Origin of the sequence: Chryseobacterium sp. WX, assembly GCF_029542485.1 — a bacterium.
Taxonomy (GTDB): Bacteria; Bacteroidota; Bacteroidia; order Flavobacteriales; family Weeksellaceae; genus Chryseobacterium; species Chryseobacterium cucumeris.
The window spans coordinates 1677388-1702147 of sequence record NZ_CP120710.1 but is presented as its reverse complement, the minus strand read 5'-3'; the positions used below and the strand labels follow the sequence as shown (position 1 = coordinate 1702147).

General features: G+C 37.0%; 24 protein-coding genes and 1 tRNA gene. 13 read left to right on the top strand and 12 right to left on the bottom strand.

Annotation, left to right across the window (positions count from 1 at the left end; all coding sequences use genetic code 11):
* Positions 1–26: 26 nt before the first annotated feature.
* The 3 genes from PZ898_RS07655 to PZ898_RS07645 form a co-directional block, all read right to left on the bottom strand.
* Positions 27–96 (bottom strand) — tRNA-Ala (locus PZ898_RS07655).
* A gap of 398 nt (positions 97–494) precedes the next feature.
* Positions 495–986 (bottom strand): hypothetical protein, encoded by a 492-nt coding sequence (locus PZ898_RS07650; RefSeq protein ID WP_277695216.1) that lies wholly within the window; start codon positions 984–986, stop codon positions 495–497.
* 193 nt (positions 987–1179) lie between these two features.
* On the bottom strand, positions 1180–2031 hold the full coding sequence (locus PZ898_RS07645) for an AraC family transcriptional regulator (protein ID WP_277695215.1): 852 nt from the start codon (positions 2029–2031) through the stop codon (positions 1180–1182).
* Between the two features lie 427 nt (positions 2032–2458).
* On the opposite strand from PZ898_RS07645, the gene PZ898_RS07640 reads away from it, so the two are divergent.
* The 3 genes from PZ898_RS07640 to PZ898_RS07630 all read left to right on the top strand — a co-directional run bounded on the left by PZ898_RS07640 (position 2459) and on the right by PZ898_RS07630 (position 3763).
* The gene (locus PZ898_RS07640; protein WP_277695214.1) at positions 2459–2755 is read left to right on the top strand and encodes a GMC oxidoreductase; all 297 of its coding nucleotides are present in this window, start codon (positions 2459–2461) and stop codon (positions 2753–2755) included.
* 122 nt (positions 2756–2877) lie between these two features.
* Positions 2878–3300: a PaaI family thioesterase gene (locus PZ898_RS07635; RefSeq protein WP_062672074.1), complete on the top strand. Its 423-nt coding sequence runs from the start codon at positions 2878–2880 to the stop codon at positions 3298–3300.
* Between the two features lie 118 nt (positions 3301–3418).
* Positions 3419–3763, top strand: coding sequence for a phage holin family protein (locus PZ898_RS07630; RefSeq protein ID WP_062672072.1), 345 nt, complete (start codon positions 3419–3421; stop codon positions 3761–3763).
* A 56-nt stretch (positions 3764–3819) separates the two neighbouring features.
* Here PZ898_RS07630 and PZ898_RS07625 read toward each other — a convergent pair whose 3' ends face one another.
* A complete protein-coding gene (locus tag PZ898_RS07625) occupies positions 3820–4074 on the bottom strand; it encodes a hypothetical protein (RefSeq protein ID WP_062672070.1) in 255 nt (84 codons plus the stop codon).
* 277 nt (positions 4075–4351) lie between these two features.
* Between PZ898_RS07625 and PZ898_RS07620 the strand changes: the two genes are divergently transcribed.
* Both PZ898_RS07620 and PZ898_RS07615 read left to right on the top strand, forming a co-directional pair.
* The gene (locus PZ898_RS07620) at positions 4352–6346 is read left to right on the top strand and encodes a S9 family peptidase (protein ID WP_277695213.1); all 1995 of its coding nucleotides are present in this window, start codon (positions 4352–4354) and stop codon (positions 6344–6346) included.
* Positions 6347–6497: 151 nt separating this feature from the next.
* The gene (locus PZ898_RS07615; RefSeq protein ID WP_277695212.1) at positions 6498–6989 is read left to right on the top strand and encodes a DNA-deoxyinosine glycosylase; all 492 of its coding nucleotides are present in this window, start codon (positions 6498–6500) and stop codon (positions 6987–6989) included.
* A gap of 146 nt (positions 6990–7135) precedes the next feature.
* Here PZ898_RS07615 and PZ898_RS07610 read toward each other — a convergent pair whose 3' ends face one another.
* The 6 genes from PZ898_RS07610 to PZ898_RS07585 all read right to left on the bottom strand — a co-directional run bounded on the left by PZ898_RS07610 (position 7136) and on the right by PZ898_RS07585 (position 13741).
* Positions 7136–8191 (bottom strand): aminoglycoside phosphotransferase family protein, encoded by a 1056-nt coding sequence (locus PZ898_RS07610; RefSeq protein ID WP_277695211.1) that lies wholly within the window; start codon positions 8189–8191, stop codon positions 7136–7138.
* Positions 8182–9096, bottom strand: a complete 915-nt coding sequence (locus PZ898_RS07605) for a sugar phosphate nucleotidyltransferase (protein WP_120231781.1) — start codon at positions 9094–9096, stop codon at positions 8182–8184. The genes PZ898_RS07610 and PZ898_RS07605 overlap by 10 nt, the downstream gene beginning before the upstream one ends.
* A complete protein-coding gene (locus PZ898_RS07600) occupies positions 9086–10483 on the bottom strand; it encodes a Gfo/Idh/MocA family oxidoreductase (protein ID WP_062672061.1) in 1398 nt (465 codons plus the stop codon). The genes PZ898_RS07605 and PZ898_RS07600 overlap by 11 nt, the downstream gene beginning before the upstream one ends.
* A gap of 222 nt (positions 10484–10705) precedes the next feature.
* Positions 10706–12241 (bottom strand): hypothetical protein, encoded by a 1536-nt coding sequence (locus PZ898_RS07595; protein WP_277695210.1) that lies wholly within the window; start codon positions 12239–12241, stop codon positions 10706–10708.
* 57 nt (positions 12242–12298) lie between these two features.
* Entirely contained in the window at positions 12299–12991 is a 693-nt protein-coding gene (locus tag PZ898_RS07590) for an AIM24 family protein (RefSeq protein ID WP_062672057.1), read from the bottom strand.
* 36 nt (positions 12992–13027) lie between these two features.
* A complete protein-coding gene (locus PZ898_RS07585; RefSeq protein ID WP_277695209.1) occupies positions 13028–13741 on the bottom strand; it encodes a hypothetical protein in 714 nt (237 codons plus the stop codon).
* A 154-nt stretch (positions 13742–13895) separates the two neighbouring features.
* Here PZ898_RS07585 and queA point away from each other — a divergent pair, with 154 nt between their 5' ends.
* The 8 genes from queA (at position 13896) to PZ898_RS07545 (ending at position 23727) form a co-directional block, all read left to right on the top strand.
* Positions 13896–14945: a tRNA preQ1(34) S-adenosylmethionine ribosyltransferase-isomerase QueA gene (gene queA / locus PZ898_RS07580; RefSeq protein ID WP_034696367.1), complete on the top strand. Its 1050-nt coding sequence runs from the start codon at positions 13896–13898 to the stop codon at positions 14943–14945.
* A gap of 42 nt (positions 14946–14987) precedes the next feature.
* Positions 14988–15335 carry a four helix bundle protein gene (locus tag PZ898_RS07575; RefSeq protein WP_062672053.1) on the top strand — a complete coding sequence of 116 codons (348 nt, stop codon included), beginning with the start codon at positions 14988–14990 and terminating at the stop codon, positions 15333–15335.
* A 32-nt stretch (positions 15336–15367) separates the two neighbouring features.
* On the top strand, positions 15368–16402 hold the full coding sequence (rlmN, locus tag PZ898_RS07570) for a 23S rRNA (adenine(2503)-C(2))-methyltransferase RlmN (RefSeq protein WP_120231776.1): 1035 nt from the start codon (positions 15368–15370) through the stop codon (positions 16400–16402).
* 74 nt (positions 16403–16476) lie between these two features.
* On the top strand, positions 16477–17427 hold the full coding sequence (locus PZ898_RS07565; protein ID WP_062672048.1) for a sterol desaturase family protein: 951 nt from the start codon (positions 16477–16479) through the stop codon (positions 17425–17427).
* Positions 17428–17649: 222 nt separating this feature from the next.
* Complete coding sequence (locus PZ898_RS07560; protein WP_216444240.1) at positions 17650–18558, top strand: hypothetical protein; 909 nt, start codon at positions 17650–17652, stop codon at positions 18556–18558.
* A 71-nt stretch (positions 18559–18629) separates the two neighbouring features.
* Positions 18630–19607 (top strand): polyprenyl synthetase family protein, encoded by a 978-nt coding sequence (locus PZ898_RS07555; protein WP_277695208.1) that lies wholly within the window; start codon positions 18630–18632, stop codon positions 19605–19607.
* Positions 19608–19857: 250 nt separating this feature from the next.
* Complete coding sequence (locus PZ898_RS07550) at positions 19858–20652, top strand: hypothetical protein (RefSeq protein WP_277695207.1); 795 nt, start codon at positions 19858–19860, stop codon at positions 20650–20652.
* Positions 20653–21294: 642 nt separating this feature from the next.
* Positions 21295–23727: a thiamine pyrophosphate-dependent enzyme gene (locus PZ898_RS07545; RefSeq protein ID WP_120231772.1), complete on the top strand. Its 2433-nt coding sequence runs from the start codon at positions 21295–21297 to the stop codon at positions 23725–23727.
* 54 nt (positions 23728–23781) lie between these two features.
* Here PZ898_RS07545 and PZ898_RS07540 read toward each other — a convergent pair whose 3' ends face one another.
* Together PZ898_RS07540 and PZ898_RS07535 are read right to left on the bottom strand one after the other, a co-directional pair.
* Positions 23782–24198, bottom strand: coding sequence for a carboxymuconolactone decarboxylase family protein (locus PZ898_RS07540; protein WP_277695206.1), 417 nt, complete (start codon positions 24196–24198; stop codon positions 23782–23784).
* Between the two features lie 108 nt (positions 24199–24306).
* Complete coding sequence (locus PZ898_RS07535; RefSeq protein WP_047388122.1) at positions 24307–24699, bottom strand: helix-turn-helix domain-containing protein; 393 nt, start codon at positions 24697–24699, stop codon at positions 24307–24309.
* Positions 24700–24760 lie beyond the last annotated feature (61 nt).

The following is a 24760-nucleotide window of genomic DNA, read 5'->3' as shown; positions in this document are numbered from 1 at the left end:
AAAATAAACTAAGTAGAATTATCAAGTGGAGAATACGGGATTCGAACCCGTGGCCTTTTGACTGCCAGTCAAACGCAATAGTTTTTTGTATACGCTATACATAATGGAATGAGATAAACATTCTCTCAAAGATAATAAAATAATTGCATGAACTTGGCTCAGATAGGTGATTCAGCTTTTGATGTTATCACATTTTATCGGAGATAAAATCCTTGCGTCTTACAATATAAAACTTAGGAGCAAAACTTGCGCCTTTGCGTTTTCCAACCCATCTATACATAGATTCTATGGAATGACAAAGTGTACGGATAAGCAAAACGTTGTATTTGTCATTCAGCGGAAGCCAACCATACACTTATCTTTAGAATTAGAATAGTTATCCTATTTACAAATACCCCAACTAAAGACGTAAAAATTCCTCTCCAGTGGAGGGGTGGCAAAAATTCAAAGAATTTTTGACGGGGTGGTTTTACAGTTTCTTAAATACCGTGTCATCATGAAACTTCAACATTCTCTCTTTTCTGTTTGATAAACTGAAAAACAGATCCAACAATAAAAAGCAGTAAAATAACAAGAAGAGTCTGCCCAATGATCGGATCTTTGATGTCTTTGGCCAAAGGATGTCCAATCGGAACCCGTGTGAATGTCTCATTAACAGTTGGGACAAGCGACAGAAAAAAGCTGAATGACAACAGGAAATTCTCAAAATACCTGGCTTTCTTACTTTCTTTTTTATTGGCAAAAAGAAAATAGGCCACAGTGATCAAAACAAGGATAAATAATGAGAACACATGTCCTGCATTAAAACCTCCGTTTTTGGAGATACCTAATGCTGTAAGTGAAGTGACGGCCGTCGTATAAAAATAGACTTTTCCTGACGGCTTAGCCAGATTGATTTTACCATATCTGATAAATCCTATCACTGCGCCAACAAGAGCTGTTACGCCAATAATAGTGTGAAAAATTCCTAAACCTGATAGATTCATATTGATTATATTTTAAAATTGATACTTATGAGCTGCAGGTATATTATTGTTCCCTGTAACTGACGGTACAAATTTGCGATAGAAATACAGAAATGATTTTGTGATTTAGTTCAAGAATTTGGGATTTTGGTTCAGAAAAGAACTCCTTATCAAAACAGGAAATACATTTATAATCTTTAAAAAGGTACGATTATCATCCTTTCCGTTCCTGGCGGTAATTGGATGGCGTTATATGAAATTTATCGCTGAAGTTTTTGGTAAAAGTGGCCAGATCGTTGAATCCGCATTCGAACGCGATATCGGTAATGCGTTCATCGGATATTAAAAGTAATTCGGCGGCTTTTTCCAGTTTTTTGTTTCTTATATAATTGGCGGGGGTATCATTGTAAAGTTTTGCAAATTCTCTTTTGAAAGATGATACACTTAAATTGCTTTGCTCAGCAAGCTGTTCGATTGTTAGCTGTGAAAATAAATTCGCTTCAATGATTTGCTTAAAAGAATAAGTGGTGGGAGAGAAAAGCTGTGACAGGATCAGCTGAACGGCCTTAGCATTCTGTGACTGAGCCAACAGCAAAATGATTTCCTTGAGTTTTAGAACCAATATATCTTCATTAACGAGGGAAGGGTTTTCAAAATAAAAAAGCAGCCCTTCTACATACTTCTGAATCAGAAAGTCATTGTTTATTTTCTCATTGGATTTATTCGAAACGATATCGGAAGGTTTTTGCAGTAATAAAGGCAATTCTCTGTCATAGATTTTTTTCAGGATTTCAGGATAGAACGTAACGATCACAATCTCACAATGATCTTCTGACGCTGAGTTCTGAATATGTTTTCCGGAGCTGATACAGTTCAGAAAAAGAGAATAATTTGCAGAAACATCAAACTCCTGTTCCTCTGTTTTGTACTGAAACTCACCTTTAAGCACATACAGAAAGCAGGCTTGCTCCGAAACCGGAAAATCATACCTGAAGGATCCCGATATATCAATTTTCTGTATCAGGGTTTTCCCAAATAATTCGTGTTTTTTGTAATCATTCAGCATAATGGAGTACGTGAGTTTTTGAATTCAATAATAGGAAAGTTAAATAAATTTTTTTGTAAATGTAAAGCAATATTATATTTTATCGGAGATCAAATCTTAACGCCTCAAAAACAAATAGTTTGGCGACAATTGGCGACTTTGCGTTTTCCAACCTATCTATCCAGAGATTCTTACGAAACCACATTATGTACGAATAAACTAAACGTCGTAAATTTCATTCCGAAGAAATCCGGCCTTACACTTTTTTTGACAGGTAGTTTTACCGGAATAACTTCTCATACCAGCCATCCACATCGCTTTTAATCTCCTCATGATGCTTACATAAAATCATAGCCAGCTCCAGTTCAGATCTCTCAGATTGATAAGGATTCTTTCTGAAGAATCCGATCTGGAAGCATTTTATCAATGTGTTGAAATATGCCGTGAAATGGGAAAAACAAAAGAGGAAGTGATAGATCATATCAAAAAATCATGTTCCACCTATCATCATATGACCGGAACCTGTAAAATGGGAATCGACAGCCATTCTGTAGTAGATCCGAGACTGAGAGTATATGGAATAAAAGGATTAAGGATAGCTGACGTATCGATCATGCCGGATGTGGTTTCCGGAAATACCAACGCACCTACCATTATGATTGTTGAAAAAGAAGCCGATATGATCAGAGAAGATCATCATCTGAAAGCGTCAGGTTTATCTGAAAAGTTATCGTTTGTTGTGTAAGAAGGGTTTAAAAACTTGAAAAGAAGCCATTTCCTGTTCATGGAGCGGCTTTTTAATGAAAAATTGAAAGATCATTGAGATCAAAAACTTTATAGCGCTTACCTTTGTTTAAAATAAAATTCATGACACCAGAAAAAAAGAAACTCATTACAGACAGCTTCAGCCGCTCGGAAACCTTGAAATTCTATAAAGCAGAACTGCTGGAAGTAGAAACTGATTTTATATCGATGAAGATCCCTAAGATGGAAATGATGACCCGAAAAGCAGGCATGTTCAATGGCGCAATGATCGCCTCTCTGGTAGACGTTTCTTCAGGATATGCCGCTGTGAGCCATTATCCGGAAGACTGTTATGTAGTGACCGTTGAATTGAAAGTGAACTACCTTCGTCCGGCAATGGGTGATGCTTTGATTTCGAAATCCTATGTTATCAAAGGGGGAGGGAAAATTGTTGTGGTGAGAACGGAAATCTATGTCCAGACCGAAGGTTCTGATTCTGAAAGTCATGTAGCCACCTCATTAGTAACCATGATGAAAATAAAATAAGAAATTAAGAGAAAATAAAAGACAAGATATTCCTTCAATAAAGGGTTTCAAAGCATTTTTTTTCCGAAATGGAATAGCTTTTGCTCAACAAACCCCATAAACATTAAAAAATATCACAATGAACTTAATTATCCGACTTTTTATTACAGCAATTGTTGCTTATCTTTTAACTAAAATTTTACCGGGAGTACAGTTTGAAGGATTTTCTTCAGCCATCATCTTTGCGATTGTGCTTGGGGTTCTTAACATATTTGTAAAGCCAATTTTAAGTCTGTTTGGCCTTCCGCTGACTATTCTTACCTTAGGATTCTTTGCGCTGGTAATTAATGCCGCAATTGTCCTTATTGCAGACTATTTCATAGACAGTATGGTTGTAGATGGCTTCTGGTGGGCATTTATCTTCAGTATATTATTATCAATTGTAACTTCTCTGGCGAATTCAATGTTCTCAGATGGAGAATAGAATACCAATAACGATTACATACAATAGGCTGTCCAAAAGGACAGCCTATTCTTTTTTTAACAGTTCTTTTTAATCCACTTAATACAGTCTTCGTAAGTCAGTTTCTGGTTATCTTTCTTCATGTAAGGGGCATTAATCGGTTCGTTTTCTGCAATATTTGCCATGATCTGTTCAAGAGTCCTTCCTGCAAAATTGACTCTCGTTTCCTTTATAGATCCATACTTGAAATGGCCTTCATGGACGTGCCAAAGATTGGGTGCGCCTGCGTCTACACGCGTTGCTTTAAAATCGCCTGTGTCTGGTGTACTCATAATGTAAAATTTTAATTAGATTGTTATTGGTTATATCGGACGTCTGATATTGTAAATTTCACTATTTCAGACAGGCAGAGTAACAGAGAAAATCCCCATATTTAAAAAGTAGGTGTTTTCCCCGAAAAGAGCTCATCTGTGAAAAAAGAATTTTAATGTTAATTCTTTCGTCCGTTTTTATTTTAAATATTAACTTTGGCAATCTTTGAATTTAATAAAAGGATGAATGAAATCACTGCAATTTCATAAATCCGTTAAAAAAAATGAATATCAACATATGAAACTTAAGTACAGTCTGCTGGCTTTGGCAGCTCCGCTTTTAATGAATGCACAACAAGTAATGACGCCTGAAATCCTTTGGACTTTGAAAAAAGTTGGAGTACAGGCAGTTTCACCGGATCAGGGTTCCCTTATCTATAAAGTAGGACAGGTAGACCTGAAAACAGAGAAAACGAAAAACGAGAACTATTTTCTGAATGTTCTTAATCATCAGTCTTCCAAAATTGATTTCGGTAAAAAAGCACTTATTCAGTGGGATAAAAACGGAATCTATGCTCAGGAAGGAGATAAAATTTATCTTTCCAAAGATGCCGGAAAAACCTGGACAGAATTTTATACCATTGGTGAAGCAGATAATATCGTAATTTCTCCTGACGGAAAGAAAATTGCTTTCAGCAAGCAGGTATTGGTAGAGAAAGTAATGGGGAAAGATAAATTCAGCGATACTCCTAAAACAACGGCGCAGGTATACACGGATCTGAACCACAGACACTGGGATTATTTCAATGAAGGAAAATATAACCATGTATTTGTAGTGAATACAGCCGATAAAGTAGAAGGAGCGAAAGACCTTTTGGAAGGAAAAACATGGGATTCTCCTCAAAGACCTTTCGGTGGTGCTGAAGATTTTATCTGGAGCCCGGATTCTGCCCAGCTTTTATATGTTACCAAACCTAAAAGTGGTAAAGAATATGCTACAAGTACCAATACCGATATCTTTGCTTATGATCTGGCATCAGGTACTACCAAAAACCTTACAGAATCCAACAAAGGATATGATGTAAACCCAAAATTCAGCCCGGACGGAAAATCTTTAATCTGGCAGAGTATGGCCAGAGACGGATATGAAGCAGATAAAAATGATGTGAAAATCTTAGACTGGAAGTCAGGGAAGACGACTAACCTTACTTCAGGTTGGGACGAAAGTGTTTCAGGAGATGTGCTTTGGGGAGCAGATTCAAAAACAATCTACTTCACAGCGGCATTCAGAGGTACAAAACAGCTTTTCTCGCTGGATTCAAAATCAGCAAAAGTACAGCAGATCACCAAAGGAGATTTTGACGTTAACGAAATCTTTACAGATAATAAAACTTCACTCCTGGTAGGAAGAACAGACGTAAACCATGCCACAGAATTATTCTCTGTAAACGTTAAAAATGGAGAAATGAAGCAGGTTACTGAAGCCAACAAGGAAACTTATGCTAAGCTGGCTCAGGGGAAATCTGAACTTAAAATGGTGAAAACTTCAGACGGTAAAGAAATGGGAGTTTGGTTCCACTATCCACCGAACTTTGACCCGAACAAAAAATATCCTACTTTGGTATACTGCCAGGGTGGACCACAGTCTGCACTTACTCAATATTTCAGTGTAAGATGGAACTTTGCTCTTATGACAGCTAACGATTATATCGTAGTAGCTCCAAACAGAAGAGGAATGCCAGGCTGGGGAACAAAATGGAACGAAGAAATTTCCAAAGACTGGGGCGGACAGCCAATGAGAGATTATCTGGCGGCAACAGACTTTGCGAAAACTTTATCTTACGTAGATGGTGACAGAGTAGCAGCAGTAGGAGCAAGCTACGGAGGATACAGTGTATTTATGCTGGCAGGAATTCATGAGAACAGATTCAAAACTTTCATCGCTCATGATGGTTTATTTGATATGAAATCATGGTATCTGACTACGGAAGAATTGTGGTTTGCAAATTGGGATCTTGGTTCTCCATGGGAAAAACCACTTCCAAAAGCATACACAGAATTCAATCCAAGCAACTTCGTAGAAAAGTGGAACAAGCCGATTATGATTGTTCAGGGAGGAATTGATTTCCGTGTTCCCTACGAGCAGGGTCAGGAAGCTTTCCAGGCTGCAAAATTAAGAGGATTAAAATCTAAACTGGTGTACTTCCCGAACGAAAACCACTGGGTACTTCATCCACAAAACGGATTGGTATGGCAGAGAGAATTCTTCGACTGGCTGAAGGAAACTTTGTAGACAAACAATATAAAATATCAATAGAAACGGGCTTTAGCCCGTTTTTTTTAATTAAAAAAACAATGACTTTAGCCAAAACCTCAATAACTTCTTTCTTCAGGCTCCCGGCTTCCAGCCTAATTAAAAATAAATTAAATCTTTATATTTGAATATGCAAAGCCGTATTTCTTCATTTCCACCCATTATTGATGCTCAGTCTGAAATTCTGATTTTAGGATCAATTCCCGGAGTGAAATCACTGGAAAAACAGCAGTATTATGCCCATCCGCAAAATAAATTCTGGAAAATCATTTTTGAATTACTGAAGGAAGAATTTACTGATGATTACAAACAAAGAATTGAAACGATAAAGAAACATCATATTGCCCTGTGGGATGTCATTGATTCCTGCGAGAGAAAAGGAAGCCTGGATTCTGAAATCAGGAATGAAGAAGCCAATCAGATTGCTGAACTGTTGGAAAAACATCCGAATGTAAAAGCTATTTTTTGCAATGGCGGAAAGTCTTACAAAAACTTACAAAAGTTGTTGGGGAAAAATTATAAACTTCCCGTTTTTTTATTGCCTTCTACAAGTCCGCTTCATACCGTTTCCTTTGAAAAAAAGCTGGAAGAGTGGAGGAAAATACTGGATTTTTTGGTTTGAGTGTGGGAGAATTTGAGAGTTTTGGAATGACAGGGTTTGAGAGTGAGAAGATAAAGCTAGATTTCTGAGAAATGACAAACAGAGCGCTTTATTTATATGCACCCTTTGTCATTTTTTAGAAATCTATGGTCTTACAAAACTAACCCTCAAACTTTCCCACTCTGAAACCCATTAGCTTCCAGATATTCTCTCAATCCCTTCAACAGTTCCAGCTGGTTTTTTGTCCTGTCCAGATTATGTTCAGGATGCATGATAGAATAGTAGGTACTTCCGTTAAGGTAATCTGTTAAAAAGCGAAGTTCCTGAATATAAATAGCGACTTGTGCTGCATAATCAAGATTCTCATATTCTTCAGGCGTCAGCTTTTCCTTTAAATGAAATAAGAATCCCTCTTTTACTACCTTATACATTTCAGGGTTGAAATTGTTTTGGGCTGTCCCGTCATCTTCCTGTGTTGTATTGGTGTAAGACTGAATCATGGTTCCAAAATCATACAAAATAGTAGAAATCATCATGGTATCAAGATCAATCACAGCTAATGGATTACGGTTCTGATCAAAGAGAATATTACTGATTTTTACATCGGCATGAATAATCCTTTTAGGGATCTGGTTGTTTTTCTCCATTTCAATCCATCGGTCAGGTAAGGACAAAAGCTGGTTGGTGATTTCTATTTCAGTCTTAGCATTTTCTATAAAATAAGGCTCTGCATTTTTTAAAGAGTCTTTATAATCTGCAACCCTCTTCTCAAAATTGAGGAAATTGGGAAGAGAATCTTCAATGGCAGGTAATTGTTCAGTATTTACCGTATTGAGAAAATAACTGAAGGTTTTAGCCGCATCAAAAGCCGTCTGTAAGGAGGGAGCAGTAAGGAATGTAGTGCTGTTTTCTACAAAACTTAACATACGCCATGGCTGACCATTTTTATCTTTTACCAGAATTTTACCGGCAAGAGAAGGAATAGGTTCTATAATTTCAAATTGATAATTATTTGACCTGAGCACTTCATTGATCATTAAATGGTTATTAACGACCACTTCCGGCTGTTTAAAAACATGATTGTTGATTTTCTGCAGAATAAACTTTTTTCCCTGATCTTTATTCTCCAAAAGATAAGTGGTATTGATCAATCCATCAGTAATAGAAGTGAGTTCGTAATTATTCGTCGTTATAAAAGCAGCAATAATATCATTTAGCTCCATAAATCTTCCGGGTATCTGTTATTTTTAATCTCTGAAGTCAGAAAATCTATAATTTCCTTTTTATCGTCAGCATAGGTAACTCCCATCCATCGGGATGGAGATGTTTTCACTTTTACTTTGACTCTGTTTTCGTTCATCATTTTTTGTACTGCGGAAGGAATGTAAAATTCCTGATTGGGCAGTGGATCAGATTCTATGAAATCATAGAAATAGGCTTCCAGATAACAAAAAATATGAGGATGGAAAATAAAAAAGTTCATGGATACCAATGTTTCGGGATCTAATTTTATATTTTCTCCGTTTTCAACATAAATGATTGAATGATTGATCTTTTGAATAGAAGTTTGTTCCTCTACTTTAATCAGATAATTTTCAGCATCCAACGTACATATTCCTCTTGCTACAGCACCGTTGCCACTCAATGTTGTACCCACAGGATAAGCAATCATCCCTAATTGTGTATCTGAAATATAATGATGGTTAATTTCATCAGCAGCCAGTCGATAGGCTTCTTTTCCGTAGAAATCATCTGCATTGATCATCACAAAAGGTTCCTGTATTGAATATTTGGCACAAAGTACAGCATGAGCAGTTCCCCATGGTTTCTCACGATCCGGATAATCAAAGCCTTCCAGTGAAATAGGAATGGTATCTATCTCCTGATATACCCAAAGCAATTCAAAATTTTTAGCTTTTGAAATGCTGTTGAGCCTTTCAATATAACTTTCAGGAATCAGTTTGTTGACAATAATAACTACTTTTTGGAAACCGGCTTCCAAAGCATCAAAGATAGAATACTCAAGAATCGGGGAACCGTTATCAAGTATTCCGTCTATTTGTTTAAGTCCTTTGTACCTACTGCCTAACCCGCCTGCCAATATGAGTAATGTCTTCTTAGAACTCATCAGTCATTCCAAATACAGGTTTACGGGTTTTCCATTTTCCATTGGTAAAATCAGGGATATCAACTACCTGACCACCTTTGGCAATAGACTCTTCACTCAATGGGGTTATAGAATACCATAGGGCAAGATCATATACATCCATCGGGAATTCTATATTTCGTTTGATACATTCAATAAAAGTATTCATTACAAAGAAATCCATCCCGCCATGTCCGGCGCCTGCAGCGGTAGTTTCAAACTTCTTCCACATTGGATGATCATATTCTTTCATCCATTTTTCAGTATTATCCCAACGGTGGGTATGGTTCATTGTTTTTTCAAAATAGATATGTCCCTGGTTGAAATCTCCCCATCCGAAATCCTGCCACAATCCCTCAGTTCCCTGAACTCTGAAGCCAAGATCATATGGTCTCTGCAAACTTGTATCATGAGTAAGAAGGATAGTCTCTCCATTGGCACAGGCAATCTGTGTGGTTACAATATCTCCCTGGTTGAATTTTACTTTGGCACTAGGATGGTTTTCTCCTCCTTTTGGATGTTCAACAATATATTTATGAAGGCCTACAGATTTTGATGAGAATGAAGAAAGCCTCGTTAAACGATTTCCTCTGTTGATATCCATCATCATCGCAACCGGACCTAATCCATGGGTAGGATAAAGCTCTCCATTACGCTTTACATAATGTTCGGTTCTCCATTTTGCTTCACTGAATCCTTTTTCTCCAAATTCAGCCCCGGAATTGTACGGATTAACTCCATCATTGAAAAGAACGCCTCTCAGATCATGCTGATAACCACCTCTTCCATGCACCAGCTCTCCGAACATTCCTTTACGGACCATATTCAGGATGGCCATAATATCTCTGCGGTAACACACGTTTTCCATCATGAAGATAGGAACTTTCGTTTCCTCATATACCTTTACAAATTCCCAGCAGTCCTGAAGCTTTATAGCCCCGGAAACTTCCATGCCCACAATTTTTTTAGCACGCATAGCTTCTACGCCCTGGGTAAGATGCCATTCCCATGGAGTAGCAATCACAACAGCGTCTATAGTTTTTAATTTTAAAAGATTTCGATAGTCATATTCCCCGTTGGAAAACTCCTGAGCAGCCGGTTTATTGTTGTCTTTTAAGATTTTTTGAGAAGCAGCAAGCATTCTTTTCTCCGGATCTGCAAACGCAACAATCTCTACATCATTACGTTTTGCCAGTAATTTTACATGCTCCTGGCCACGAAGGCCTACGCCGATAAAACCGACGCGGACTTTTTTATCCGTTTTAAAATCATTGGAATAAGCAAATAAAGAATTGGGTAAAACCAATGCCCCAAAGCTTGCTAAAGCTGCGGTCTTAAGAAAGTTTCTGCGGGAGTTACTATTGTTCATCTATTTTTTTTCTTAAATATATTAAAACTTTTGTAAATCCCGATAAAGTGATAGATAATAGGAGAATTAAGAAACAGAAGTAGTTGGTGAGAATTTGTAGCTTGTTGGATTTTAAAGTTGAATGATTTTGGAATTGTTGACGTATGGATTATTAATTTTCGCTTTTTTCTCTATTTTGATCATTTATATTTTTTTTACATACTTTGTTATATGCGTAAAAATTTATTGATTGATCCAGGCTTTTCTTAATGCAATTTGTTTTGAATCGGGGTTGGAAACAGGAGTTACCTTTCCGGTAGCTTCATCATAATTGAATCCTGCTTTTTCCAGATACTCTTTTAAAGGAATGGGTTGAGTACCCTCTACATAATCTCTGAAAAATGTACGGATTTCCGGAAAGGTCATTTTGGTAATCTCATTAAAAAGCTCATCATCATTAAAATATTTACCCGCTCCATATTTTTTCATAAGCATCTGCATCAGATCCTGAGTTCCTGTTTTCCCGTTAGAAAGTTCTCTTAGTCTTATGTCCAGACACAATGCGATTAATGCTCCTTTCATATAAAAGTTCATATACTGATCCTGTCTTTCCATAGATTTTTTACTCATTTCCGTTAAAGATAGAGTGTTGTCAAATGCTTTCATACCCTCAATCTTTTCTTCCAGGCTTTTTTCAAAATCTTCCAGACTGATCATTTTTTGTTTGATAGGCATATGAATGGTCGCATATTCAGTCATCCCTTCATATAACCAAAGGTGTTGAGACATGACAGGATTCAGGAAATCATAATGCTGAATTTCCCCTGAATGAATGTTGAGTGGAGTAACAACATGGAAAAACTCATGGGAAGCCACTCTGTTCAGAGCATTTGGAAGAAACTTCATACTTCCGGAACGGTACAGGCAGACCGTAGAGTGGGAATGTTCAAGTCCGTCCCCTAAAAATCCGTTCTCATTGGAAGATTCATAATAAATCAGAAAAGCATATTTGTTGACAGGTAATGTTCCGCCAAGATAAGCCTGCTGATTTTTCAGAATATTTTTTATTTCGTGAGCAATCGTTTTGGAGTAATGTCTTTCCTTTTTATTGTAGAATGAGACAAGTACTTTGGTATGACCTATTTTCAGCCAGGTGGTATCAGGAACGGAATATAAAACGGGAGAATCTACCAGTTCACGGTAATCCTTTGCCCAAACCATATCCGTATTCTTATTTTTCTGTTGATAATTTAAAGCAGAAGATGCGTAGAAATCCTTATTCTTTGTAATGGTAATCTTATAAGGAATATCTTTTAGTTCTTCAAAATATCCCACTAAAGAATTATAATTGATGACAAAAACACTGTCTTTTATAAACATGCTGCCGGCAGATCTGGCTTCGTTAGATTCTTTTTCCAGAGAGTCCCACCCGTCAGCTACCTGATAAGATATTTTATTTACACGATTGAGATCATGTACCATCCAGCTGTTTTTATCCAGACGTTCGGTTACTACTTTTTTACCGTTTTTATCGGTGGCGGTGAAATCAGAAACATATTGTCCGAAATTCATAGCCTGATAAAACCCGGGTATCAGTTTGGGAATGATAAATTTGCCCTGTTTAAGATTATTCTTTGGAGGCGAAAAAGATACCCGGACTTCATCATTGGACATATGAAGAAGATCTATAGAATATTCGTAATTTTTCTTTGAAGTCTGGGCAATCATTAGGCTAGGTAGTATGATGACCACAAAAAATAGCTTTATAAGGGTATTCATGGGCTGCAAATCTTAATTATTACGAAAATTCTAAATCACTTCTAAGTTTTGTTGGTCTTATTTTTCCATATAGTATACCTCCTCATAAGGCTGAATCAGTACCCATCCATGTCCTGAAAATTTCATCTGAAACTCTTCGCCGCTTCCTCTGCCGATAAGACTTTTGAAAGAAACATTCGTTTTCAGTTCCGGGCTTAGGTTTCCGGACCATGCCACAGTAGCATTCGGATCTGTAAACACAGGAGTATCTGGAGTAACCAACAATGTAAGAGGATCTCCGTGAGTTGTAATGGCAATATGTCCCGTTCCTGAAAGTTTTGCCTGAAAAAGTCCTCCGGACATCATTCCTGCAATACTTTTCAGCATGGTGATATCGCTTTTGACGCTTTGTTCGTGGGCAAGGATATCATTTCCGTTTACACAAACAGATTCATTATTCAGATATAGAATACGGACTTTCTTCCCGGAATCTGCAACATATAGTTTTCCGGTTCCTTCTGCTTTCATCAGCCTGGCTCCTTCACCGCTGATAGCTTTCTTTAAAAGATTTCCAATTCCTCCGGACAGCATTCCCTGTCTTTCAAAATTGATATTTCCCACATAGCTTACCATGCTTCCTCTTTTCGTCCATACTGCCTGATTGTTAAGGTTGATTTCCAGAAGATGTTTCGTTTCCAGTTCAAAATAATCTCTTTGCTGCGGATTTTCTTTCGTTTCGTTGATAAATGCTTCAATTGAATATTTACTCATAATGATATTTTTTAATTGGCTGTTTTTATAGTGTTATTACTTTAGTTTGTCGAGTTTATAATCCCTTTTGTTACTTTTAGGATTCAGATCTACAAATTCATACGCTTCAAAATTGGCAAGTCTGGTTTTGAACATTTCAGTTGCTTTTTCTAATGACCATGTTTTAGGATAATGAAAACCTTCAAATTCAGTATTGAAAATTTCTGCTTTGAAATCATGTGAAAACTCATAATCGCCTGCGTAGGTCAGTGCTATTTTGCCCGTCCATGTAATATCATATCGGTTATTCTCTGTTTTTGAAAACCGGATCTGATGTCCTGCACAGCTATCATGTCCCAGCAGGTAGATGTTGAAAGCAAGATCATCATCATCAGAATGTTGTTCAGACGGAAGATCATTACTGAAAAGATCATTTTGAACAACAGCATCGAAATCTAATTTTTCATCAAGGTTATTAATTCTGATTCCTCTCTGTTCACTCCAATAGTTGGACGAGAGTGTACAGGCATGATAGTTTCTCCATACGATTTTGGAGTCCCAGTCGGACAGATCTTCGTCGTCTTCTTCCCCGTTTTCATCGTCATTGGCGTAATAATTTTCAGTTTTTAAATGAAAATCAAACCAGATAAATCCATATTCATCAATCCGCCCGCTCCAGCTAAAGGTTTCAATTTTGTGGCCATTAGGATACGGATTATCAATGAAGTATATTTTACTTACAGATTCCATGTTGAATTTTAATTTTTCCAAAAATACTCTTTTTATGCCTTGGAAATCCCCGTAAAATCACGGTTTTATATTTGATTGTAAATAATACTTGACAAAGGGGTGTTCAATGTCGTATATTTGCACTCCGAAAATTACACCTTGTAATTTCAGTAATTTTTAAACCGTAATTTAAAAAATGAAAACATCAGATTTTAATTTTGATCTTCCTGCGGAATTATTAGCAGAACACCCATCAGAGCACAGAGACGAAGCGAGATTAATGGTACTTGATAGAAAAACACAGACTATCGAGCACAAATTATTCAAGGATGTTGTGGATTATTTTGATGAAGAAGATTTGTTCATCTTCAACAATACAAAAGTTTTCCCTGCACGTCTTTACGGAAATAAAGAAAAAACAGGTGCTAAAATTGAGGTTTTCTTATTAAGAGAGCTTGATAAAGAAACCAGAGTTTGGGACGTTTTGGTAGACCCTGCAAGAAAAATCAGAATTGGTAACAAATTATTCTTCACAGAAGATGAGTCTTTGGTAGCTGAGGTTATTGATAACACAACTTCAAGAGGAAGAACATTAAGATTCTTATTCGACGGTTCTTACGACGAATTCAGAACGAAATTAAAAGAATTGGGAGAAACTCCGCTTCCAAAATATATCAAAAGAGCAGTAGAGCCGGAAGATGCAGAAAGATATCAGACAATCTATGCAAAAGTAGAAGGAGCAGTGGCTGCCCCTACAGCAGGTCTTCACTTCTCCAAGCATTTGATGAAGAGATTGGAGATCAAAGGAATCAATTTTGCTGAAGTTACCCTTCACGTAGGATTGGGAACATTCAACCCGATTGAGGTAGAAGATCTTTCCAAGCACAAAATGGAATCTGAAGAGATTATCATCGATGAGAAAAACGCTGCCATCATTAATAAAGCAGTTGAATCTCACAGAAGAGTATGTGCAGTAGGTACTACTACCATGAGAGCACTGGAAACTTCTGTTTCTTCAAACAAAAAAATCTCTGCTTTCAACGGATGGACAAACAAATTCATTTATCCTCCTCACGATTTTGGTGTAGCGAACTCAATGATCACGAACTTCCACACACCGAAGTCTACTCTGATCATGATGATTGCTGCATTTGCCGGAAGAGATTTCGTAATGCACGCTTATGAAGAAGCCGTAAAAGAAAAGTATAAATTCTATTCTTATGGTGACGCAATGTTAATTCTATAAAAAAAAGTAAAAAGAGCCAAGTTAAAGGTAATAGAAGTAGAGATGAGACAAAATGATTTACTTATAAGAACTTTTACATTTGGAGTTGATTGTCTTAAGTTTTTAAGAACACTTCCCAATGATTCTGAAAGTAAATTAATACGATTTCAGCTCGGAAAATCAGCTACTTCAATAGGCGCTAATTATGAAGAATCCCAGGCAGGATCTTCTAAGGCAGATTTTAAAAATAAAGTAAAAATTGCTTTGAGAGAAGCCAGAGAAAGTCATTTTTGGCTTAGAGTTTTAGAAGAATTAGATGGTTATGATTCTGAGGAATTTAAAGCTTTATTGAATGAAAGTAACGAATTGAAAAACATTTTGGCTGCAATAGTTAACAATACTAAACTTTAAACCTTTTACTTTTAACTTGGCTCTTTAATATTATGAAAGATATCCGTACATTATCATTAGACCAACTTAAAGACTACTTTGTATCTTTAGGAGAAAAGCCGTTTCGTGCGAAACAGGTCTATGACTGGCTATGGAGTAAAAACCTCCATTCGATTGACGAAATGACGAATCTTTCAAAATCACTTCGTGAGAGAATTTCGGAAGAATATACCATTAATCCTGTTTCCGTAGACCTTCTTCAGAAAAGCTCTGACGGAACCATCAAAAACGGAGTGAAACTTCACGACGGGCTGATGGTGGAATCTGTTCTTATTCCTACAGAAACAAGAACTACAGCCTGTGTATCTTCACAGGTAGGATGCTCATTAAACTGCGAATTCTGTGCTACGGCAAGGCTGAAAAGGATGAGAAACCTTGAAGTTGCTGAAATTGTAGATCAGGTAGCTCTGATTGACAGCCAGAGTAGAATGTATTTCGACAGACCGCTTTCCAATATCGTATTTATGGGAATGGGAGAGCCGATGATGAATTACAAAAACGTAGTGGAAGCCATCAAAAAAATTACCCAGCCGGAAGGTTTGGGAATGTCTCCAAGAAGAATTACCGTTTCTACATCCGGTATTCCTAAGATGATCAAAATGCTTGCAGATGACGAACTGCGTGTGAAGCTGGCTTTATCCCTTCACTCTGCTATCGAATCCAAGCGTAATGAGATCATGCCTTTCTCTGATAAATTCCCGTTAACGGATATTATGGAGGCTCTTCAGTACTGGTATCAGAAGACCGGTTCTGTTATTACATTTGAATACTGTGTATGGAAAGGAATCAATGACGGCGATGAGGATATTAAAGCTTTAATCAAATACTGCAAACAGGTTCCTTCAAAAGTAAACCTGATTCAATACAATCCGATCGGGGACGGAAAATATGACCAGTGCAACAAACAGGCAGAAGAAAATTATATCCGTCAGCTTGAAAATGCAGGGATTACTGTAATGGTCAGAAGAAGCCGTGGAGGTGATATTGATGCCGCTTGCGGACAGTTAGCCAACAAAACAACAGATTAAAATTTCCTTAAAAAAAGCCTAAAACTTTCTTAAAAAATAGCTTAAAACCCTACCTTTGCACAAATTATTTTGTGATGATGGATTTTCTTATGAGCGAGGACGGGCTGGAAAATGTGTATGCATGGGCAATCCCATTGCATGCCACTGTTATTTTAGCTGAAATGATTTACAGCCACGTTTCAGAAGCTAAGTTATATAGTGGAAAAGATCTTGCCACCAATGTTTATCTTGCATTGATGAACTTTGGTCTTGACCTTATCATGAAGGCATTTGCCATGGGCGTAATGTTCTTCTTTTACCATCACAGGCTTTTCTCTTGGGACCTTAGCGTATGGTACTTGCTGGCATGTTTTATCATCACAGACTTTGCCTATTATGTGCTGCATTATGTGGACCACCGTTCCAGAGCATTCTGGGCAGTACATATTACGCATCACAGTTCAGAATATTTTAATCTGACAACAGGATTCAGAAGCCCTGTATTACAGCCGCTTTACAGATATTTGTATTTTTCACCGCTTGCATTTTTAGGATTCAATCCCTGGCACATCATGGTGGCATACGCCATCGGACAAGTGTATGGGACATGGGTGCATACGCAGACTGTGAAGAGTATGGGATTTCTGGAATATATTCTGGTAACGCCTTCTCATCACCGTGTACACCATGCTTGTAACGTAAAATACCTGGATAAAAATATGGGAATGTGTCTCATTATCTGGGATAAAATATTTGGAACCTTCCAAAAAGAAGATCCGAATGTACCCGTGAAATATGGAATCTATCCAAAAATGCCGGATAACAGACCGGATACGGTATTATTTTATGAATGGAGAAAAATCTGGAAAGATCTTAAGCAGCCAGGACTAAAATTTACAGATAGAATCAATTATATCTTTAATTCTCCGGGATGGAGACATGACGGAACAGGAAAAACCGTAAGGCAGTACCAGAAAGAGTATTTTGCAAGACAGGCACAAAAGAAAGAACAACAGCAAAATCAGAAAGAGCAGAAAACTGCTTAACTTTTGATTTAAAATCAATAGAAATCTAAGTGAAAAACGGGCTATTTTAGTCCGTTTTTCTATTTTTAGAATTGACATTTTTCAAAGGCTATACAGTATTTATATTCCGCAGGAATCCACACTCTCCTCTCAAACCCGCATCCCACATCCCGATACCCGTATCTCGCATCACATGCAAACCCTCCAACTCTCTAACTCACAATAAAACCTTATTTTTGTCTTATGAAAAAACTCCTTCTGATTGTTGCTCTTTTCGTTGGCCAATCTGCATTTTCCCAGCGGACTAATTTTCTGAAAATAAAAAAATACAGAATAAACTACCTGGATGATAAAATTCAGGAAACTTCAGGACTGAATATTTTAAACGGAAGATTGTATACATTCAATGACAGTGGAAATCCTGCCGAACTTTTTGAATTGGATAAAAAAAGTGGCGAAATTATCAGGATACTGAAAACCAACTTAATCAATACAGATTGGGAAGCGTTAGCCAATGACGGAGAAAATTTTTATATCGGGGATTTCGGAAACAATACCGGAACAAGAAAGGATCTGACGATTTACAAAGTTCCATACGAACGTCTCGATGAGTCTAATGCCATTAAAATTCCAGGTTCGGAAAGGGCCTTAGATGGAACGAAAATTTTGTTTTATTATCCTGAACAGACCGAATTTATTGCTAAAAACACAAAGAACGATTTCGATGCAGAAGCTATGATTTATCTGAATGGAAAATTGCACCTATTTACCAAAGGATGGACTTCAAAAGCAACCTCGCACTATATTGTAGATCCTGAACTCTCAGAACTGCAAAAAGCAAAAAAAATAGAAACCTATAAAACAGGTTTTGTAGTTACAGATGCCTCTTATTTTGATAAAAAGCTTTATTTGATAGGATATACAAAGAAAACAGAAGTCTTTTTAGATATTTTTACAGAAACAGAACCCGGAATATTTTTTAAAGAAAAACCAAAGCACTATTACCTCGGGACTGCGCTTTCATTAGCACAGATTGAGGGAATAAGTGCAGATGAAACGGGAATTTATATTTCAGGGGAAAAGTTCAGATCTCCGTTGGGAACTACAAAACCTTCATTTTATTTTATCCCGAAAGAACAACTCAAAGATTAATTTGTCTTAAAATTGAGCGAAAAAAATTATCTTTGTGAGAATTAATAATTATTCACCCAGTATCGCAGATTGTGGCAAACATTGTAGAAGAGATTAAACGACCGATCAATGATGAAATGAAACTTTTTGAACAGAAGTTTTATGAGTCAATGCAGAGTAAAGTAGCTTTATTGGATAAAGTAACCCGTTTTATTGTTACCACCAAAGGAAAGCAGATGCGTCCTATGTTTGTCTTTCTTTGTGCCAAACTGGTGGGTGAGGTGACGGAAAAAACGTACCGCGGTGCTTCTATGATCGAACTGATTCACACCGCTACTCTGGTACATGATGATGTGGTGGATGAAAGTTTTAAACGTCGTAATTTCTTTTCAATCAATGCATTGTGGAAAAATAAAATTGCGGTTTTGGTGGGGGATTACCTTTTATCAAAATCAGTTTTACTATCTACAGATCACAAAGATTATGATCTGCTTGGGGTTATTTCCAGAACCATCCGTGAAATGTCTGAAGGAGAACTTCTGCAACTGGAAAAAGCAAGAAAACTGGATATCACAGAAGAGGTTTATTATGAAATTATCCGGCAGAAAACAGCAACTCTGATTGCTGCATGCTGTGAAATAGGAGTTCTTTCCAATAATGCAAACGAAGCTCTTGCCAAGAAGATGATGGATTTCGGTACTTTTACCGGAATGGCATTTCAGATCAAAGATGATCTTTTCGATTATTTAAGTTCAAACGTCATCGGTAAGCCTGTAGGAATTGATATTAAAGAACAGAAAATGACCCTGCCTTTGATTCATACCTTGAAAATAGCGCCTGAAAAAGATAGAAAGTATTATTTCGATACCATAAAACGATATAATAACAATCCCAAACGTGTAAAGGAGCTTATAGAATTTGTTAAAAGTTCAGGTGGATTGGATTATGCCATTACAGTGATGAAAGAATTTCAGCAGAAAGCAAAAGATATCCTGAATGAATTTCCGGATTCTGAAGCAAGGAAATCGTTGCATATTATGCTTGATTATGTTATTGAGCGAAAATTCTGACATTAATATTTTATCCGTTCTGATTTTTTTATTCATTTATTTTCTTTTATTCCCGTATGGTACGTAAATTTTATTGAAATAAATAGAGCTATCTTTCAATAATTCAATTAGTTGTGATTATCTGTGTATTTTTATGGTATTAAATTGCTGTAAACTAGCATTTTGCATAATTCACATAAAGTGCTTGTTAACAATTCATTGATGTTTCATATAATTTTTGTTAATTTGTCGTAAGAAAAAACAACAAATAATGAGAAAAATTCAGACAATGATGATAGCGTGTGCTATCAGCTCAAGCTTTATCACGTACGCACAAGTGGGAATAGGTACTCAAAATCCCCAAACAACTTTTCATATTGACGGCTCTAAAGACAATCCTGCAACAGGAATTCCTTCTGTGGCTCAACAGGATAATGATTTCAGTGTAACGTCAGGTGCAAAAGTAGGGATTGGAACAGTTTCACCCACTGAAAAATTAGATGTAGCGTCCGGAAATGCCCGTATTCGTAATATTAATTCAAATATCGGGGTCGGAGGAACTGACAGGGTGGTTGTAGCTGATGCTACCGGAGTACTGAAGACTATAGACTTTACTGCTTATTCACTGTTTCATGCGCGTTTAGCAGCGAATCAGAACATCAGTTCTTCTACGATCACGACTTTATTATTCGCTGCACCAATAGCAACTTCTCCTTTCTATTCCTATAATACCGGAACTGGAGTGATGACTTTTAACCAGCCTGGAAATTATCTGGTAACGTTACAGGCAAGTTTTACCAATATGCCTGCAGATACTCAGTTGCTTATTGGTATCAGACCTGTACCGGATGCTAATTACCTGGGAAGAGGAAGCCATTATAATGCAGTTGCTGCTTCAGGAACTGTAGGTGAGCTGATGAATTATACGACTGTAGTGGTAGCTCCCACAGCCGGATACCAGATTCGTTTTACAGCAGCTCCGAATCAAAATGCTACGATCATTTCAACAGAAACAGGATCTACTGGAAGTGGTAATGTCACCAATGTAACTGTTCAGAAGATATAAATCTATCTTTTATTATAATTAAAACTAAAGTGTTTTGTATATGTTTTCAGGAAACTGGAAATGTATACAGAACACTTTCTCTTTTATATTCAGAATCTGATATGGATTCAGTGTAAAAAATGAGAAAGAGCTTTTTATTGAATTCTCAAATTTTTATATGATTGCCCTTATGTATTACTCTAAATTACGGTATTGAGCGAAATTTTTAAATTAAATAATTTTCAGAGTTACAATAATAACGGCTAGAACTATACAAAATAAAGCGATTAAAAATAAATAATCCGCAATGTTCTCAAACGTAGATTCCCGCTTTCTATTACGAGTTCTGATCGCCAGAAATGAAAAGAAACAGCTACAGGCAAAAAGAATACAGGCAAATCCCGCAAATTCGTCCAAATACGTATTCTGACTGATCTTAGAGATTTTCAGTGACGTAATAATGATTAATGAAAATCCTAAAAGATTGCTGGACGCATTCAAGATATGGGGTGATTTTTTTTCCATCTTTTACAATTTTTTTCAAAATAAAGCACAATTTTTTTTATTATCAAATTTTTAAAAAAGATTATTAAAAATTAAAATTAATTTAAAAAGTGTATATTAGCAAAATACTTGAAGATTAAAAAACTTTTTTACTTAGCTATGCAAACAACCTATATTGAAACACAGCAAATATCCTTTCAAGATTTTAAAAATCAAATACTTGGAGACTACAGGTTAGGAAGGATCTCTCGTGAAATGTCTTATCTCGGAAGGAGAGAAGTACTCACTGGAAAAGCTAAATTTGGAATTTTTGGGGATGGAAAAGAACTTCCTCAGCTTGCAATGGCGAAAGTTTTCAGAAATGGAGACTTCCGTTCAGGATATTACAGGGATCAGACTTTTGCATTGGCAATAGATGCCTTAACAGTAGAAAGTTTCTTTGCACAGATGTATGCAGATACCAGTGTGGAAAGAGAGCCTGCTTCAGCAGGAAGACAAATGAACGGGCATTTCGCAACAAGAAGTTTAAATGAAGACGGAAGCTGGAAAGATTTGACAGCTCAGAAAAATATTTCTTCCGATATTTCTCCTACAGCCGGACAAATGCCAAGATTATTGGGATTGGCTCAGGCTTCAACGATCTATAAAAGCGTAAAATTTGATGGTTCAGAAAAATTCTCAAGAGAAGGTAACGAAATTGCTTTCGGTACTATTGGGGATGCTTCTACAGCAGAAGGACACTTCTGGGAAACTCTGAATGCAGCATGTGCTCTTCAGGTTCCTATGATCGTTTCTATCTGGGATGACGGATATGGAATTTCAGTTCCTACGAAAAATCAGAGAGCAAAAGCTGATATCAGTGAAATGCTAAGTGGTTTCCAGAGAAAAGAAGGAGAAAACCAGGGATGTGAGATTATCCAGGTAAGAGCTTGGGATTATCCTGCATTATTAGATGCCTATGCTAAGGCAGAACATTTTGCAAGAACAGAAAGTGTACCGGTGGTAGTGCACGTGGTAGACGTTACTCAGCCTCAGGGACACTCTACATCAGGATCTCATGAAAGATATAAAAACGAAGAACGTCTGGCTTGGGAAGCAGAGTATGACGGACTGGCAAAATTCAAAGAGTGGATTCTGAACTATTCTATCGAAATTGATGGAAAAGAAGAAGTAATTGCTACTGCTGAAGAATTGGAGGCGATAGATGAAGAAGCGAAAAAAGCAGCAAAAACAGGACAAAAAGTAGCTTGGGAAAACTATCAGAAAGCTATTTCAGAACTTATTCAGTCTATTTTACCTTTAGTAGAAAATCTTAAAGGACAAAATGCTGAAGTGGAAACTTATATTGCTCATTTCAACAAATTAGTTTCAAAAGCTAAGAAAGATATTTTCCATTTGGTAAGACAGACTTTACTGGCGACAAGAGGAACAAATTCTGCGGAAAGAAATCAGCTGATGCAGAAATACAATGAAGTATCTGCTGTTGAAAAAGACAACTATTCTTCTCACTTATATTCTCAGTCTGAATGGAAGGCTGAAAACGTACAGGAAATCAAGCCTGTATATTCTGACAGCTCTGAGGATGTAGACGGAAGAGTGGTGATCAGAAACAATTTTGACAAAATTTTTGAAAAATATCCTGAAACTTTAATCTTTGGAGAAGATACCGGAAACATTGGTGACGTCAACCAGGGGTTGGAAGGAATGCAGGAAAAATACGGTGCTCTACGTATCGCTGATACAGGAATCCGTGAAGCAACAATTCTTGGACAGGGAATTGGGATGGCGATGAGAGGTTTAAGACCAATCGCTGAAATCCAATACTTAGACTATGTTCTTTACTGTTTACAGGGAATGAGTGATGACCTGGCAACCGTGCATTACAGAACCAAAGGTGGCCAGAAAGCTCCGTTGATTATCAGAACGAGAGGGCACAGATTAGAAGGAATCTGGCATTCAGGTTCTCCAATGGCTGGTATACTGAACCTTTCAAAAGGTATTTTGGTATTGGTTCCTAGAAACCTTACGAAAGCAGCAGGATTCTACAACACAATGCTTCAGGCTGACGAACCTGCGATCATCGTAGAATGTCTGAACGGATACAGATTGAAAGAAAAGCAACCGGATAACTTAGGCGAATTCACTGTTCCTGTAGGGAAAATTGAAGTAACAAAAGAAGGAAAAGATGTTACTTTGGTCACTTATGGATCTACATGGAGGATTGTAACGGAAGCAGCTAATGAATTGGAAAAATTAGGAATTTCTGCTGAAGTAATTGATATCCAGTCGTTAATCCCTTTCGATTTATCTCACGAAATTGCTGAAAGTGTTAAGAAAACCAACAGATTAGTCGTGATTGACGAAGATGTACAAGGGGGAACTACAGGATTTATCCTGCAACAGATTCTTGAAAAGCAAAAGGCATTCAGATATCTTGATTCAGATCCGTTGACGATTTCTGCTAATGATCACAGACCTGCTTATGCAAGTGATGGTGATTATTTCAGTAAGCCGTCTGCAGACGATATGGTAGAAAAAATCTACGCAATGTTTAATGAAACAAATCCTCAGAAATATCCAGCGATATTCTAATCGGGATTTTAGATAAATTTAAAACCGCTTCCTTTGGGGAGCGGTTTTTGTTTGCTAATCTTCTTCCGCCAAAGCAATTCTTAGTGTATTCAAAGTATTCATCAGCGTTATACTTGCCGTAAGCTCCACAATCTCCCGTTCTGTGAATTGCTTTGCAAGTTTTGTTTTAATTTCCAGCCAGCCATCTTTACCATAAGTGAGAGCTTCTGCCCATTCTAAAACAAGCTTTTGTTGGTCATTAAAGACATTGGTGTGTTTCCAGCCCGAAAGTCTGTTGATGACATCTTGTTCAAAGCCAAAATCAGAGAGCTCTTTAGCATGATAACTGCAGCAATAGGCACAGCCATTGATCTGAGATACCCGAAGCTCCACTAAGGCAATCAGTTTTTCATCAATACCGGATTTTCTAATGCTGTTATGGGCTCTGTAGAGATTTCCAATGGTTTCTTTTGCAATTTCTTTGTAATTCATAATGCAATTTTTTCTGCAAATTTGCATCAGAAATGGTTTTGAAACTATATACTTACATTTTGGTGATATACTTACCTTTTTGAAAGTGCTATCCAAGATAAAAGGCTATCACACATTGACAGCCTTTTTATTTTTTACATCTTCATTCAGAAAAGCACAATCTTTATCTTCATGCTGTCCTTTCACCTGATATTTTGCTTCCCACTCCTCAAGTAAATATAAAATAGGGAGCAAAGCCAATCCCTTTTCTGTAAGAGAATATTCCACTCTTGGAGGAAGTTCTTTAAACTCTTCACGGATTACCAATCCATCAGTTTCCATCTCCCTCAGCTGATCGGTCAAGACCTTTCTGGAAATAACATTAATACGTACTGCCAGTTCCCCGAAACGTAACTTCCTGTCCTTGATAACAAGAACTATAATAGGTTTCCATTTGCTTCCCAAAGCGGCCATTGCCTTACCCAGAGGGCAGCTGTATTGCATTAATTCATTCTTTTTCATAGAGAGATCTTTATTTTAATATCATATGAAACTGCAGTTTCATATGTTACTTTGATGTTAC

What these genes read in the sequence shown, in the direction of transcription:
- PZ898_RS07550 (WP_277695207.1), top strand. Translation starts at nt 19,858, where the DNA reads ATGAGAAAAATTCAGACAATGATGATAGCGTGTGCTATCAGCTCAAGC.
- PZ898_RS07645 (WP_277695215.1), bottom strand. Translation starts at nt 2,031, where the DNA reads ATGCTGAATGATTACAAAAAACACGAATTATTTGGGAAAACCCTGATA.
- PZ898_RS07625 (WP_062672070.1), bottom strand. Translation starts at nt 4,074, where the DNA reads ATGAGTACACCAGACACAGGCGATTTTAAAGCAACGCGTGTAGACGCA.
- PZ898_RS07545 (WP_120231772.1), top strand. Translation starts at nt 21,295, where the DNA reads ATGCAAACAACCTATATTGAAACACAGCAAATATCCTTTCAAGATTTT.
- PZ898_RS07650 (WP_277695216.1), bottom strand. Translation starts at nt 986, where the DNA reads ATGAATCTATCAGGTTTAGGAATTTTTCACACTATTATTGGCGTAACA.
- PZ898_RS07560 (WP_216444240.1), top strand. Translation starts at nt 17,650, where the DNA reads ATGAAAAAACTCCTTCTGATTGTTGCTCTTTTCGTTGGCCAATCTGCA.
- PZ898_RS07615 (WP_277695212.1), top strand. Translation starts at nt 6,498, where the DNA reads ATGCAAAGCCGTATTTCTTCATTTCCACCCATTATTGATGCTCAGTCT.
- PZ898_RS07600 (WP_062672061.1), bottom strand. Translation starts at nt 10,483, where the DNA reads ATGAACAATAGTAACTCCCGCAGAAACTTTCTTAAGACCGCAGCTTTA.
- PZ898_RS07640 (WP_277695214.1), top strand. Translation starts at nt 2,459, where the DNA reads ATGGGAAAAACAAAAGAGGAAGTGATAGATCATATCAAAAAATCATGT.
- rlmN (WP_120231776.1), top strand. Translation starts at nt 15,368, where the DNA reads ATGAAAGATATCCGTACATTATCATTAGACCAACTTAAAGACTACTTT.
- PZ898_RS07590 (WP_062672057.1), bottom strand. Translation starts at nt 12,991, where the DNA reads ATGAGTAAATATTCAATTGAAGCATTTATCAACGAAACGAAAGAAAAT.
- PZ898_RS07535 (WP_047388122.1), bottom strand. Translation starts at nt 24,699, where the DNA reads ATGAAAAAGAATGAATTAATGCAATACAGCTGCCCTCTGGGTAAGGCA.
- PZ898_RS07595 (WP_277695210.1), bottom strand. Translation starts at nt 12,241, where the DNA reads ATGAATACCCTTATAAAGCTATTTTTTGTGGTCATCATACTACCTAGC.
- queA (WP_034696367.1), top strand. Translation starts at nt 13,896, where the DNA reads ATGAAAACATCAGATTTTAATTTTGATCTTCCTGCGGAATTATTAGCA.
- PZ898_RS07605 (WP_120231781.1), bottom strand. Translation starts at nt 9,096, where the DNA reads ATGAGTTCTAAGAAGACATTACTCATATTGGCAGGCGGGTTAGGCAGT.
- PZ898_RS07610 (WP_277695211.1), bottom strand. Translation starts at nt 8,191, where the DNA reads ATGGAGCTAAATGATATTATTGCTGCTTTTATAACGACGAATAATTAC.
- PZ898_RS07635 (WP_062672074.1), top strand. Translation starts at nt 2,878, where the DNA reads ATGACACCAGAAAAAAAGAAACTCATTACAGACAGCTTCAGCCGCTCG.
- PZ898_RS07565 (WP_062672048.1), top strand. Translation starts at nt 16,477, where the DNA reads ATGATGGATTTTCTTATGAGCGAGGACGGGCTGGAAAATGTGTATGCA.
- PZ898_RS07630 (WP_062672072.1), top strand. Translation starts at nt 3,419, where the DNA reads ATGAACTTAATTATCCGACTTTTTATTACAGCAATTGTTGCTTATCTT.
- PZ898_RS07575 (WP_062672053.1), top strand. Translation starts at nt 14,988, where the DNA reads ATGAGACAAAATGATTTACTTATAAGAACTTTTACATTTGGAGTTGAT.
- PZ898_RS07540 (WP_277695206.1), bottom strand. Translation starts at nt 24,198, where the DNA reads ATGAATTACAAAGAAATTGCAAAAGAAACCATTGGAAATCTCTACAGA.
- PZ898_RS07620 (WP_277695213.1), top strand. Translation starts at nt 4,352, where the DNA reads ATGAAACTTAAGTACAGTCTGCTGGCTTTGGCAGCTCCGCTTTTAATG.